Annotated in this window: 10 protein-coding genes; 5 read left to right on the top strand and 5 right to left on the bottom strand. The window is 71.8% G+C overall.

All coding sequences use genetic code 11. The annotated features are described in order from the left end of the window. Positions 1-13 precede the first annotated feature (13 nt). Positions 14-556 (bottom strand): DUF3558 domain-containing protein, encoded by a 543-nt coding sequence (locus tag EIZ45_RS38810; RefSeq protein WP_240690919.1) that lies wholly within the window; start codon positions 554-556, stop codon positions 14-16. Beyond that, the gene (locus EIZ45_RS38805; protein ID WP_037812795.1) at positions 549-914 is read right to left on the bottom strand and encodes a hypothetical protein; all 366 of its coding nucleotides are present in this window, start codon (positions 912-914) and stop codon (positions 549-551) included. Before EIZ45_RS38805 ends, EIZ45_RS38810 begins: the two co-directional genes overlap by 8 nt. A gap of 264 nt (positions 915-1,178) precedes the next feature. Here EIZ45_RS38805 and EIZ45_RS38800 point away from each other — a divergent pair, with 264 nt between their 5' ends. From EIZ45_RS38800 to EIZ45_RS38790, 3 genes are all read left to right on the top strand, one after another. Beyond that, positions 1,179-2,243 carry a MoxR family ATPase gene (locus EIZ45_RS38800; protein ID WP_037812456.1) on the top strand — a complete coding sequence of 355 codons (1,065 nt, stop codon included), beginning with the start codon at positions 1,179-1,181 and terminating at the stop codon, positions 2,241-2,243. Between the two features lie 32 nt (positions 2,244-2,275). Continuing rightward, positions 2,276-3,547 (top strand): DUF58 domain-containing protein, encoded by a 1,272-nt coding sequence (locus tag EIZ45_RS38795; RefSeq protein ID WP_134669150.1) that lies wholly within the window; start codon positions 2,276-2,278, stop codon positions 3,545-3,547. Positions 3,548-3,623: 76 nt separating this feature from the next. Beyond that, positions 3,624-6,182, top strand: coding sequence for a DUF3488 and transglutaminase-like domain-containing protein (locus EIZ45_RS38790; protein ID WP_134669148.1), 2,559 nt, complete (start codon positions 3,624-3,626; stop codon positions 6,180-6,182). Between the two features lie 498 nt (positions 6,183-6,680). Here the strand turns inward: EIZ45_RS38790 and EIZ45_RS38785 are convergent, their stop codons facing one another. The 3 genes from EIZ45_RS38785 to EIZ45_RS38775 form a co-directional block, all read right to left on the bottom strand. Then, positions 6,681-7,085 carry a DUF3040 domain-containing protein gene (locus EIZ45_RS38785; protein ID WP_043827044.1) on the bottom strand — a complete coding sequence of 135 codons (405 nt, stop codon included), beginning with the start codon at positions 7,083-7,085 and terminating at the stop codon, positions 6,681-6,683. Positions 7,086-8,005: 920 nt separating this feature from the next. Next, positions 8,006-9,223, bottom strand: a complete 1,218-nt coding sequence (dinB, locus tag EIZ45_RS38780) for a DNA polymerase IV (RefSeq protein WP_134669180.1) — start codon at positions 9,221-9,223, stop codon at positions 8,006-8,008. Between the two features lie 134 nt (positions 9,224-9,357). Then, complete coding sequence (locus tag EIZ45_RS38775) at positions 9,358-10,083, bottom strand: methyltransferase domain-containing protein (protein ID WP_134669146.1); 726 nt, start codon at positions 10,081-10,083, stop codon at positions 9,358-9,360. Between the two features lie 111 nt (positions 10,084-10,194). Between EIZ45_RS38775 and EIZ45_RS38770 the strand changes: the two genes are divergently transcribed. After that, complete coding sequence (locus tag EIZ45_RS38770) at positions 10,195-11,046, top strand: ParA family protein (RefSeq protein WP_037812467.1); 852 nt, start codon at positions 10,195-10,197, stop codon at positions 11,044-11,046. A 3-nt stretch (positions 11,047-11,049) separates the two neighbouring features. Further along, entirely contained in the window at positions 11,050-11,868 is an 819-nt protein-coding gene (locus tag EIZ45_RS38765; RefSeq protein ID WP_134669144.1) for a DNA-formamidopyrimidine glycosylase family protein, read from the top strand. The last annotated feature ends 375 nt before the right edge of the window (positions 11,869-12,243 follow it).

The raw sequence follows: 12,243 nt of genomic DNA, 5'->3' as shown, positions 1-12,243 counted from the left end.
CCTCGCACGGGGTTCACGGCAGCTTCGGCTCGACCAGCCCGGCCACGTCGCCCGCCCGCGAGCAGGCGAGGTCCGAGTCGGCGAAGTTCGCGTTGTTCACGTCGACCTGCACGCTCTGCGCGCCGCCGACGTCGAGCAGCACCGCGCACGTGCCGCGGCGGCCGGACACCTGCACCGCCTGGTGCGAGCCGACCTCCTTCTTGGTGCGCTTGCCGTCGGAGAGGTCGAGGTTGGCCAGCCCGTTGGTTTCGTCGAGGGTGACCGTGACGCCGAAGGTCGAGGGCACCGTCCAGTCGCAGGCGCGCGCCTCGCCGATCGTCTTCGGCTTGCCCTGCCCGGTGAGCCCGGCCGACGACCGGTCCTGCGGCGAGAGCAGCGTGCACGGGTCGAGCTTGGCCAGCGAAGGAGCGGAGGATGACGGCGGCGGAGCGGGCGGGCCTCCGTCGGCGGGTGCGGCGTGCGAGAGGCCGGGCATCCGGCCGCAGGAAACGAGCATCGTCAGCCCGGCGAGCGGGAGAAGAAGGAGTGCGGCGCGCGCCGCGGAACGGTCAGCCACCGGTGCAGTCCACGCCTTCGGCGGCTTCGCTGTCCTGGTCGCGGTATTTCTCGAGCGCGCCGCCGATGCGTTTCTTCAGCCCGGCGATTTCCTTCCCGAACGCGGTGAGACTGTCGACCGCCGACCCGTCGCGGCCGAGGCCGTATTTCGCCATGAACGCGCCGACCTCGCCGGCGTACCCGCCGCCCAGCGGGACCGACCGGCCGAGCACCGCGGCCTCGCGGACCATCTCGCCGACGACGTCCTGCAGCTCGCCGAGCTTCGCGTACGTCGCGGTCGCCAGTTCGGGCGTGACCGCGAACCGGCCGCCGGACAGTCCCGGGAGCCCGGCTTTCCGTTCCGCCTCGGCCTCGCTCATGCGCGGATGCACCTCTTCCGACGTCGAACCGTGGTCGGGCGACTTCGTTTCGGAGCATACGACAGTGCATACGGTCAGCGGGATCACCTGAAAATGCCTCATAATCACCCGTAAGAAGGAGTGCTGAGGTGGCTGGGCGTCACCATGAAACGATCTCGGGGTTCCGCCGCCCGGTTCTCCCGGGTTTGACACACTGGGGAGCACGCTGGGCAGGCGCGCATCCCCGCCGGTTCCCGTCCAGCCATTGCGCCACCAGGAGGTCGAGTGACGTCGAGAATCCAGTCCGCTTCCCCCGCCGGAGGTCACGGCAACGGGTCCGGGCAGCCGCCGTACCCGGCGGTCGAGTCCCCGGACGGGCTGGCAGCGGTCCCGGCGGCCGGGCTCGGCGAACTGCACGACGCCGCGCGCCGGATCGCCGCGAACGTGGAACGCGTCCTCGTCGGCAAGCCGGACGTCATCCGGATCGCGCTGGTGACCCTCCTGGCCGAGGGTCACCTGCTCGTCGAGGACGTGCCGGGCGTCGGCAAGACCTCGCTCGCGAAGGCGCTCGCGCGCTCGATCGACTGCACCGTCAGCCGCGTGCAGTTCACGCCCGACCTGCTGCCCAGCGACGTCACCGGCGTCTCCATCTACAACCGGCAGACCGGCGAGTTCGAGTTCCGGCCCGGCCCGGTGTTCGCGAACATCGTGGTCGGCGACGAGATCAACCGGGCCTCGCCGAAGACGCAGTCCGCGCTGCTGGAGTGCATGGAGGAGCACCAGGTCACGGTCGACACGAGCACCTACCGGCTCGGCGCGCCGTTCATGGTCATCGCGACGCAGAACCCGATCGAGATGGAGGGCACCTACGCGCTGCCCGAGGCCCAGCGCGACCGGTTCACCGCGCGGGTGTCCATCGGCTACCCCGACCAGCAGGCCGAACTGGCCATGGTCGACGAGCACTCCGGGCACAACCCGCTCGCGGACCTGGAGCCGGTGTCCGACGGCGAGACGATGCTGCGGCTGATCGAGACCGTCCGCGGCGTGCACATCGCGCCGGAGGTCCGCCGGTACGCCGTCGACGTCGTGTCGGCGACCCGGCAGGTGCCGGAGATCCGGCTCGGCGCCTCGCCGCGGGCGACGCTGCACCTGGTCCGGGCCGCACGCGCGCAGGCCGCGCTGTCCGGGCGCGACTACGTGGTGCCCGACGACCTGCACACGGTCGCCGTGCCCGTGCTGGCGCACCGGCTGGTGCTCACCACCGAGGCGCACGCCGCCCGCCGTTCGGCGACCGACGTGGTCCGCGCGGTGCTGCACCGCGTCCCCGTCCCCCAGGGCTCGGCCCGCTGAGGCGCGTCCCGCTACCCGAGTAGGGAATCCGCATGCTGCGCGCGCTTTCCGGCCTCACCACCCGAGGCCGCTGCCTCCTCGCCGCCGGGATCGCGGCCGCGGTGTGCTCGCTGGTGCTCAACGAACGCGACCTGCTGCGGGTCGCGGTGTTCGTCGTCGCCCTTCCGCTGCTGGTCGCCGCCTACATTTCGGCGACCCGGCTGCGGCTCGGCGCCGCGCGCTCCTTGCGCCCGGACCGGGTCGCCGCGGGCGCGACCGGCGAGGTCGACCTGGAACTGTGGCGCAGCGGACGGCTGCCCGGCGGCGAGGTGCTGCTGGAGGACGGCGTGCCGTACGCGCTGGGCGCCCGCCCGCGGTTCGTGGTCGAACGGCTGCCGCACGACCGGCGCGTGCTGCTGCGGTATCCGCTGCGCCCGGCCATGCGCGGGATCCAGCAGGTGGGCCCGTTGCGCGCGACGATCACCGACCCGTTCGGGCTGTGCGAATTCGAACGCGAGCTGATCGGCCATTCGCGGCTGGTCGTCGTGCCGCGCGCGGTGCCGTTGTGGGGGCTGCCCGGCGGCGCCGGGGCCGGAGCGGGCGACGACGGAAGCGTCCGGCTGCATTCCGGGCAGGGCGAGCCGGACGTGATCGTGCGGCACTACCGCACCGGCGACGACATGCGGAAGGTCCACTGGCGGTCGACCGCGCGGCGCGACGAGATCATGGTCCGCATCGAGGAACGCCCTTGGCGCGGCGGCACGACAGTATTGCTGGACCACCGCGCCGCGGCGCACCACGGGAGCGGGCCCGCGGCGAGCCTGGAGTGGGCGGTCTCGTTCGCCGCTTCGGTGTCGCTGCATCTGCGGCGGACCGGCCACCGGGTACGGCTGGTGACCGAACACGGCATCTCGCTCGCCGACTCTCCCGCCGACGGCGGCGAGGGCTACGACAATCTGGTGCTCGACGCGCTGGCCGCGCTCCAGCCCGCGCACCAGCGAGACGTGACGCTCGGCCACGACCCGGCCGAAGGACAGGAACTGATCGCGATCCTGGGCACGGTGAGCGCGGAATCGGTGCACGAGCTGACGCGGTACCGGGCGCGCGGAGTCCGCAGTCTCGCCGTCCTTCTGGACACTCCGGCCTGGGCGGGTTCGGCTTCGCCGGACCACCTCGCCGCGGCGACCGAGGAATCGGCGGAGCTGCTGCGCGGAGCTGGCTGGGGCGTCGTGGTGGCCGGGCCGCGGACGCCGATGCCCGAGGTGTGGGGGCTGCTGTGCCGCGCGGGGACCCACCGGTCGACGGTGATCGGCGGGACGCGATGAAACTGACGAAGACCGTCGTGCGCGATGATGCCGGTTCTCACCGGCGTCGCCGCGCACGAGCACGCAGGGGGATCCGATGACCACCACCGCTCCCCGCCCGTCCAGCGCGCCGCCGATCCCGCACACCCCGACTCCGCAGCCCACCGATCCGCCGCCCGCGTGGCGGAGCAGCGTGCTGCCGCCGATCGCGGCCGGGCTCGCGACGCTGTGCGCGGCCACGTCGCTGACCAGCGTCGTCTCCGGCTGGGCGTGGTTCGGGTACATCTTCGTCGCCGTCGTGCTGGTCGCGGGCACCGGGCTGGCGCTGCGGTCGCTGCGCGCGCCGACCGTCGTCGCCGGGTTCGGGCAGCTGTTCGTGCTGCTGTTCCTCATCACCGGGGCGTTCACGACCCAGGGCGTGCTCACGATTTTCCCGGGCCCCACCGCCTTCGGCGAACTGCAGGCCACGCTCACCGCGGCGGCCGAGCAGATCCGGACCGGCCTCCCGCCGGTCGACAGCACCCAGCCGATCCTGTGCCTGGTCACGATCGCGATCGGCCTGGTCGCGGTGCTGGTTGACACGCTCGCCGTCGCCGCCGCGGCACCCGCGGCGACCGGGCTCGTGCTGCTCTGCGTGTACGCGGTGCCCGCGGCGCTGTCGGACGACCTGATGCCGTGGTGGACGTTCGTGCTCGGCGCCGGTGCCTTCGCGTGCCTGCTCGCGCTCGACGGAAACCACCGGCACCGCCGCTGGCGCAACCGCGACGCGCCCGGCTCCGGCGGCATGCTGCGGCTCGCACAGGCCCCGGTGGCCGTGGTCAGCTCGGCGATCGTGCTCGGCCTGCTGGGCGGCGGGATCACCATGGTCGGGACGGTCGGCAAGATCCCGTTCGGCTCCGGCCCGGGCGGCGACGGGGACGGGACCGGCGGCTTCGGCATCGCGCCGTTCACGCAGCTGCGCGGACTGCTCGACCAGGGCCAGAACACCGAACTGTTCCAGGTCCGCGGCCTCGGCCCGGACCGGCGGCTGATGCGCGCGTTCACCTTGGACACCTACACCCCGAACAAGGGCTGGGGCCTGCGCGCCGGCGGCCAGGCGCAGACCGGCGTGCTCGCGAACAGCACGCTGCCCGCCGCGCCCGGCGACGACGGCACCGGCGTGTCGCGGCAGATCCAGATCCAGCCGACGCGCTGGGTCGACAACTGGCTGCCGGTCTACGGCGCCCCGCGCGCGCTCCGGGGCGTGCCGCCGCAGTGGCTGTACGACCGGGTCAGCGGCTCGGTGTTCACCACGACGAGCGAGCCCGCCCCGGCGTACGTGGAAACCGCGTCGCTGAAGGAGCCGACCGCCGCCGAATTGCGCGACGCCGCCCCGAAATCCGACGAGGTCCCCGCGCTGTACACGCGGATCGGCCAGGTCGACCCGCGCGTCACGGCGCTGACCGACCAGCTCACCGCGGGCAAGTCGAACAACTTCGACCGGGCGACCGCGCTGTGGCAGTACTTCAGCGCGCAGAACGGTTTCGTGTACGACACGAAGACCGCGGACGCCACCGACGCCGACGCGCTCGCCGACTTCATCCTCAAGGGAAAACGGGGCTACTGCGAGCAATACGCGTCGGCGATGGCGGTGATGCTGCGGGTCGCGCACATCCCCGCGCGCGTCGCGATCGGCTTCACTCCCGGCGTTTCCAAGGGCGACTACCAGTCGATCAGCTCGCAGGACGCGCACGCGTGGGTCGAGGCGTACTTCGGCGACAAGGGCTGGGTCAGCTTCGACCCGACCCCGCTCGCCGACGGGCGCGGCATCGTCCCGCCGTATCTCCAGCAGAACACCCAGAACCCGCAACAGCCCAACGCGACCGACGACCTCCCGACGGCCCCGCGCTCCGCCTCCCCGTCGACCGGCGCGTCGGCCGACAAGACCCACGACCAGGCCGCGCCCGCCACCCCCGCCGACACGACCCCGGACGACAGCTGGATGACCTGGCTGGCGCTCGCCCTCGCGGTTCTGGGCGCCGCCGCCGTGGCCACGTCGTACTTCCTGCGCCGCCGCCCGCGTCCCGGCATGGCCCCGTCCGGCGTCCCGCCGGGCGCCACGCCGGACGGGAACGTGCTGGTCAGAAACCCGGTCGCCGCCCCGACCCCGTTGCACCTGGCCGCGTTGTGGCTGCCGCTGACCGGAGCGGTCCTGCTGGTCGCCGCGATCGGCCTGCTGGCCGGCACGGTGTCATGGTGGTTCGCTGCGGTGGTGGTCCTGATCCTCGCCGCGACCGGCGGCCCAGCGGCGCTGCGCGACCTGACACGCCGCCGTCACCTCCAGACCATCGCAACGCACTCGTCCGGCGCCGCCGACGCGGCTTGGCGCGAGCTGAAGGCGGAGTGCGCGGACAGAGACCTGCCGATCTCCGACAGCGACACGGTCCGGGTGGCGGGCGGGAAGATCGCCGAACGCCACCGTTTGGACGACTCGGGCCGGGAGGCTTTGCGCACTGTGCTGGGTGCCGTGGAACGCAGCTGGTACAGCGACGAGGCGACTCCGGATGCGACGCTGGAGCCCGCTTTCGGACAGCTCCGGGAAAGCCTGCGCCGGACTGCCCCGCTGTCGATGCGCGGTCGGTTGTTCCCTCGATCGGTCATTCGCCGACGACGGTGAGCTTCACGGGGGTCGCGTTGGCTGGAGTGTGAAGCCTGAGCCAGCGCGGCCTGGTCTTGCCTAAGCGGCGCGCGTGTATCGCGGTGGGTGCATTTGTTGGGTGCGGTGGGACAAGCCAAACCATCCGGATGCGTTCGGCCGCTGCAAATCCCAGACGGCTGTCCCGCCTCAGCCTTTGCACTGCCGCGCCCTCGCCGCTCTTGGGGGCCGTTTTCCACGAACTCCGCGCGGCCTGCTGGCCCTGATCGACCTCGGCGAATCCGCTTACCCCCGGCACGCTGCGACACCTCGCCCGATCCGGTGCCGTATTCGGCAGCACCGCATGGCCCCGGGGCGCGACGCAACTCCTCGTCGCGCATCCCGACCGGGCGCACACGAGCCAGGTCTGCCCCGACAAGCCGGGGCGGGAACGGGTGTCCCGCTAGCCGGTGCAGTCCGTGCCCGCGCACGAGAAACCGCGCTCCGCCCCGAAGGGAGAAGCGCGGATTCGCCGTCGTGCTATTGGCCTTCGAAGCGCTGGCGGAAACGTTCCTCCATGCGCTGCGTGAAGGAGCTCTTGCGGCCGGATTGCTTCCCCCCGCCGCCTCCGTCGTCATGGCTGTTCTTGCCGCCGCTGTCGCTGTGGCGCAGCGACGTCACGGCCATCATGACCCCGAAGAACATCACGAGGAACCCGAGCACGCTGACCACCGGCACGTCGGCGACCCGCAATACCGGGATCACCACACCGAGCACCAGCAGCGCAACGCCCACCACGAACAGGGCGATCCCCTGGATGCGCCGACGGCGCGCGGGTCGGCGCAACCGGGTGCCGCGCACCGTGGATGCGAACTTGGGGTCCTCGGCATAGAGCTCGCGCTCGATCTGGTCGAGCAGCCGCTGCTCATGCTCGGAGAGTGGCATCTTTCCTCCTCCGGCACAGCTGTCGCGGGCGCCGGGCCGCGCAACGTCCTGGACCCAACAGCCAACCCCAGGCGGGGTGGCACTGTCCAGGATACGAGCCCCGCGCTCGTCCGACTACCCGATCCCCGATCCGGAAATGATCGAATCGGGGGAAATCCCGCAGAACGCGGGTTGACAGTGCGTCACCGCGACGGAAGTCACCCCCATCGGCGCAGTCCAGGGCCCTGCGCCGCCCCGTCGGCCTCCCCCGGGCGGGGTCCCTCGTCACGGAGAGAAACCGTCTCCGCGCCGACCACCCGCCCTGCCGACGCCCCCGCCGGGCCGATCTTCCGCCGATCGGTACCGTCCGCGATTCATTCACCCGGAGGTATCCGGGATCGGCAATTCCTCACCGCTCGAACAGCCCGGCTCCCGCTAACTCAGCGCGACCGACGGAACCCTGTTCCGGGCCTTGCTCGACCGCCTCGAGCCGGGCATCGATCGCCAACTGGGCGGTCATTCCGGTGAATCGCCCACGAATCCGTCGAGGCGGATGAATCCGGCTAGGCGGCCCGGCCGGACAGAGAAGCCTGCGCCCGGACGCGTGCGGGCGTGCCCGCCGCTGCCGTCCGAACGTCTGCGGTGCCAGAACGGCGACGGCCACACGCCCAGCAGGCCTGGGCTTCCCAGCGGTGCCGAGACCTCCCAGCGCGCGATCAGCTCCCGGCCCCGAAGGCGGTCTTGCCCGGGACACCGTGCCAGGCAGCGGGGGCGGGATTTCGAGGAAGGCGCGGACGGATGCTGTGCGGGCGAGCGGAAACGGGTCCCGCAGCATCGCTGCAGGGCATTGACGGGCGAAGAAGCAAGCCTCGGGGTTTCCATCCGAACAGGCCAGCCAGGGCCCGCTCTCCACCTCAGCCTCACTCCTGCACGCCCCGCCCTCACTCCTCCCGGGGAGAAAGCAGCGAAGCAGGCCGGATAGCCGCCGAGCCGAACTTCAGTCTTGCGACGTCCGCCGCTACCTCCGCGTCGCGCCATCGAGGTTCGTCGTTCGCGAACGACAGTTGCTCGCCTCCGTCGCCGGTGTCCAGGCCTTCCACTCGCACTCCGATCAGCCGGACCGCTCCCGTCGGTGCGTGTTCGGTCAGCAGTTCGACTGCCGTGCGGTGGATGTCGCGGGCCACGTCCGTCGGGGAGAGCACGGTGCGCGCTCGGGTGATCGTGCGGAAATCGGCGAACCGCACCTTGATCGACACCGTCCTCCCGCGCAGCGCGCGCGATCGGAGCGTCGCCCCGACTCGTTCGGACAGGCGCAGCAACTCCAGGCTCAGCTCGCCGCGGTTCAGGACGTCGACGTCGAAGGTGTGCTCGGCTCCGATCGACTTCTCCGCCGACTCCGGTTCCACCGCCCGGTCGTCGTGGCCGTTCGCCAACGCCCACAGGTGATCCCCGACCGCCCGGCCCGCCGCGCGCCGCAGCCGGGCGGGCGGGGTGGCGGCGATGTCCGCGATCGTGTGCCAGCCGTGCTGGCGCAGCTGTTCCTCCGTCCGCTTGCCGACGCCCCACAGCGCCGACACCGGCAGCGGGTGCAGGAACTCCAGCGTCTCGGCCGCGGGGACGATCACCATCCCGTCCGGTTTGGCCATCCCCGACGCCAGTTTCGCCACGAATTTGACCTTCGCGACCCCGACCGAGCACGTGATCCCGTGCTCGGCCGCCACCCGCTCCCGAATCCGCGCCCCCAGCGCACCCGGAGTGGTCCCCAGCCGCCGCAATGCGCCTCCTACGTCCAGGAACGCCTCGTCCAGGCTCAGCGGCTCCACCAGCGGCGTCAGCTGCCGGAAAATCCCCATGACGCCGCGCGACACCTCGCCGTACAGCCCGGGCGTCGGCTGGATGCAGACCAGCTGCGGGCACAGCCGTTTGGCGGTGGCGAACGGCATGGCCGAGCGCACTCCGAAGCGCCGCGCCGGGTAGCTCGCCGCGGCGACGACCGAGCGCGGGCCGCCGCCGGACACGACGACCGGCTGGTCCGCCAGCTCCGGCCGGGTGCGCAGTTCGCACGACACGAAGAAGGCGTCCATGTCCACGTGCAGAATCGAGCAGCCGGTGTCGTCCGGCAGCTCGGTCGCGCCCGTGGTGACGCGGTAGCGGGCCATCCCGCTCGGCAGTTCGGCGTTTCTCCCCACGCCTCCGGACGCTACCTTCCGCCACCGACAATTCCCGGCGCGCGAGCACCGGCGACCACGCTTACGGGTGGTCCGGGACGGCTACCGCGGCAGAGCGGAGCGGATCAGCCCCGCCGGGCGATGGCGTGCAAGCGGCCCGCGACGTCGCGCAGCGCGGGCACCGCCGAGGCGCTCAGCTCGAACTCGGCCAGCTCGTCCTCGCGGACCCCGCCCGGCACGACGTCCGAGATCACCCGGTCGCCCTGCAGCAGCGTGACCTCAAGGCCGGCCGCCACGAGCGAATCGGTCAGCCCGGCACTGTCGTACCTGCGCAGTACGGTGTCCCCCGCGACGATGCCGTCCGGGCCTTCCATCAGCTGCTGCGCCTCGGAGATCCGCCCGGCCAGCGCGCGATGCAGCACGGCCGCGTTGCGGTTGGCCACCAGCACCGACACGGCGCCGCCCGGCGACACGGCCGCGGCGAGCGCGTCGAGCACGGCGCGCGGGTCGTCCACGACCTCCAGCAGGCCGTGCGCCAGCACCAGGTCCGCCGATCCGGCCTCGACGTGCGCGGCGAGTGCGTCGGAGTCGTCCGCGATCACCGTGATCCGGCCGGAGACGCCCTCCTCCTCGGCGCGGCGGCGCAGCGTCGCGAGCGCGTTCGGGTTCGGTTCGACCACGGTGACCAGGCATCCGGCCGAGGCGAACGGCACCGCCCAGCCGCCGCTCCCCCCGCCGACGTCGACGACGACCGGCTGCTCCACGCCGCGGGCGCGGGCGGCCCGCAGTTCGGCCTCGAGCGCCCGGCGAACAGCGCCCGAACCCCGGGCGGCCACGGTGTCGGTCTTCATGGCCGACAGGGTAATGGCCGCCGGTCACTTGCCGTGACCCGCGTGGCGCCGCAGCGGCGTTCGCCACCTTCCGGGCTACCGCCCCGGCGCACGGCCCGTAGGCTGTGTCGAGTGCACACGGTCGCCGTTCTCAGCCTCAAGGGTGGTGTCGGCAAAACGACGGTCGCGCTCGGTATCGCGTCGGCCGCGCTGCGTAGGGGAACCCGCACGCTCGTAGCCGACCTCGACCCGCAGGGCAACGCCACCACCTCGCTCGACCCGCCGTTCACCGACGCGACGCTCGCCGACGTGCTCGAGACGCCCGCGCGGGCCGTCCTCGAACGCGCGATCGCGCCCAGCGTCTGGAGCGAGGACATCGACGTGCTGGTCGGCGCCGAGGAGCTGGAGTCGCTCAACGAACCCGACTCCGACGGCCGCCGCCTGGAAAACCTCTCCCGCGCGCTCGACGAGCTGCACCAGCACCCGCTGCGCGAGGATCCGTACGAGCTGGCGATCATCGACTGCCCGCCGTCGCTCGGCCGGCTCACCAAATCGGCGCTCGTGGCGGCCGACAGCGCGCTCATTGTGACTGAACCCACAATGTATGCCGTCGCCGGTGCGCAGCGCGCGCTCGAGGCGATCGAACGGATCCGCGAGGACAGCAATCCGTCGCTGCGCCCGATCGGCGTGCTCGTGAACAAGCTGCGCGTGCGGTCGTACGAGCACCAGTTCCGGGTCTCGGAACTGCGCGAGAACTTCGGTTCGCTGGTGATGCCGACCGCGATCCCGGACCGGCTCGCGGTGCAGCAGGCGCAGGGCGCGTGCAGCCCGATCCACGAATGGCATTCCCCTGGCGCACAAGAGATCGCGCTGACCTTCAACATGGTCCTCGCCAAGATCCTGCGCTCCAACCGCGCCGGACGGCACCGCGTGCGCGCCGAGGAGGAAGCGGTGCAGGCGGAAGTGTCGGAAACCGCGGGCTGAACCGTGCCCGAGGGCGACACCGTATTCCTGGCCGGAAAACTGCTCGACCGCGCGCTCGCCGGGAAAACGTTGGTGCGCGGGCAGTTCCGGCACCCTGAACTGGCCACTGTGGACCTCGCGGGCCGGGAGGTGCACGGCGTCGGCACCGTCGGGAAGCATCTCTTCACGCGCTTCTCCGGCGACCTGACGCTGCACAGCCACCTGCGCATGGACGGCTCGTGGAAAATCCAGCCCGCGGGCGCGAAGTGGCCGATGCCCGCCCATCACGCGCGCGTCGTGCTGATGACCGACGACGTCCAGGCGATCGGTTTCCGGTTGCACGACCTGAAACTGCTGCCCACCGCCGAGGAGCACACTCTCGTCGATCACCTCGGCCCGGACCTGCTCGATCCACAGTGGACGGACGAGCACGCCGCGCTGGCCGCCGCCAACCTCGCCGCGAAACCGGACCGCGAACTCGGCGACGCTCTGCTCGACCAGCGGATCATGGCAGGCGTCGGCAACCTGTACAAGTGCGAGATCTCTTTCCTGCTAGGGGTTTCCCCGTGGACCCCAGTGTCCGAAGTGGACCCCGCACGAGCCGTGGCGCTCGCCCGGAAGCTGCTGGTAGCCAACGCCTGGCGGCACGAACAGGCCACCACCGGCGACCTCCGCCGCGGCCGCCGCACCTGGGTCTACGAACGCACCCGCCAGGGCTGCTTCCGCTGCGGCGGCCCGCTGCTGGTGCGCCAGCAGGGCGACGGCCAGTACCAGCGCCCGACCTGGTGCTGCCCGCGCTGCCAGCCCGGCCCCGTCCCGGCCGATGGACCGCCGCGCAAATGATGTTGCCGTATCTAGAGGTTCGCGGTTAGCGTGGCAGTACACGAGAGAGGAGGTGGTCCTAAGTTGTATTCACACAGGACTCGTGAGGTGGCTGTCCGCTAGCGGATGGCACGTGTAGGGACTTTGAGCAGCGATGCAACAAGAGCCACCTTCGGCTCATCGCCTGCTTCACGTGCTGCCTGCTGACGAATACCAGGCAGTCACCGGGTTCCCGGGGTTCTCGAGCACCGGTCCGGCTCGAGCCTGGACGCTGACGGCGTCCAGGAGGCGCCCCGGGAATTTCCATGTCCGCACGCGGCTCCGCGCGTGTTTTTTCCGCGCCAGGCGATCACCGCGGCGGTTCCTGCGGGCACGCGGAAGTCGCTAGGCTGGGAG

It is taken from the genome of Amycolatopsis sp. CFH S0740, assembly GCF_004522315.1.
In the GTDB taxonomy this organism is placed as follows: domain Bacteria; phylum Actinomycetota; class Actinomycetes; order Mycobacteriales; family Pseudonocardiaceae; genus Amycolatopsis; species Amycolatopsis nivea.
This window is presented reverse-complemented; position numbering and strand designations above follow the sequence as displayed.

What these genes read in the sequence shown, in the direction of transcription:
- EIZ45_RS38775 (WP_134669146.1), bottom strand. Translation starts at nt 10,083, where the DNA reads ATGAAGACCGACACCGTGGCCGCCCGGGGTTCGGGCGCTGTTCGCCGG.
- EIZ45_RS38805 (WP_037812795.1), bottom strand. Translation starts at nt 914, where the DNA reads ATGAGCGAGGCCGAGGCGGAACGGAAAGCCGGGCTCCCGGGACTGTCC.
- dinB (WP_134669180.1), bottom strand. Translation starts at nt 9,223, where the DNA reads ATGGCCCGCTACCGCGTCACCACGGGCGCGACCGAGCTGCCGGACGAC.
- EIZ45_RS38785 (WP_043827044.1), bottom strand. Translation starts at nt 7,085, where the DNA reads ATGCCACTCTCCGAGCATGAGCAGCGGCTGCTCGACCAGATCGAGCGC.
- EIZ45_RS38790 (WP_134669148.1), top strand. Translation starts at nt 3,624, where the DNA reads ATGACCACCACCGCTCCCCGCCCGTCCAGCGCGCCGCCGATCCCGCAC.
- EIZ45_RS38795 (WP_134669150.1), top strand. Translation starts at nt 2,276, where the DNA reads ATGCTGCGCGCGCTTTCCGGCCTCACCACCCGAGGCCGCTGCCTCCTC.